The 739-nt window shown below is 60.8% G+C and carries 1 protein-coding gene and 1 pseudogene; one reads left to right on the forward strand and one right to left on the reverse strand.

The genetic code is table 11. The annotated features are described in order from the left end of the window. Window positions 1-372 (forward strand): type II toxin-antitoxin system VapC family toxin (locus NW837_RS15305; protein ID WP_414332506.1); only part of this gene is annotated, 372 nt, incomplete at its 5' end. Window positions 373-392: 20 nt separating this feature from the next. Here NW837_RS15305 and NW837_RS15310 read toward each other — a convergent pair. Beyond that, a pseudogene (locus tag NW837_RS15310) lies at window positions 393-739 on the reverse strand (hypothetical protein); the annotation flags it as partial.

Genomic DNA, 739 nt, shown 5'->3' on the forward strand with positions numbered 1-739 from the left:
AACGCCGAAGACCCTGCGCATGCGCGCTGTGCAGAGGCACTTCAGTTTCTCCCAGCACAACCCCTATTGATAACTGTGCCCAGTCTCGTGGAAGCGATGTATTTTCTGGGGAAGCTTGGCGGCTTTGCGCTCCAGAATCACCTCTGGACGCTCTGGACGCACGGCAAGATAGCCATCCACTGCCCCTCCGATGCAGAATTGCAACGGATGCGAACACTGATGGAGAAGTACGCGGACATCCCGATGGATTTGGCGGATGCCTCCATCGTGGCGGCTGCAGAATCGCTCAATTTGGATACGGTGTTCACTCTCGATTCCGATTTCCATGTGTACCGCTTGTACGACAAGCGTCCGTTTAATGTGATTCCCTGACGCCCAGATTCCGAAGCGCGTCATCCACACCCGAACGACGCGCCGCAGTGGAGGCACTGGTAGCACGCGCCTGCGCGGGTCATCATCATCCCGCAGGTGGGGCAGGGCGGCGCATCCTGCTGCAGCCTAATGAGTTTCGACCAGTCCGTGGTCACTGCGCCCTGCCCGTGGGGAGAGATCGTCGCATCCACGCCCCCCTGCACGCCCGCCTCAATCGGCGACGCCTCTGCAAGCGCACTGTCGCCCTCCAGCGGCTCGGCAGGCGGCGGCGACTCGTGCAGGAACTTGGCGCCCAGCCAGCGGAAGATGTAGTCCACAATCGAAGTGGCGATTGGGATCTGTGGGTTGTTGGTGAAACCGCTGGGCT

The organism is Synechococcus sp. R6-10, from assembly GCF_047461815.1.
In the GTDB taxonomy this organism is placed as follows: domain Bacteria; phylum Cyanobacteriota; class Cyanobacteriia; order Thermostichales; family Thermostichaceae; genus Thermostichus.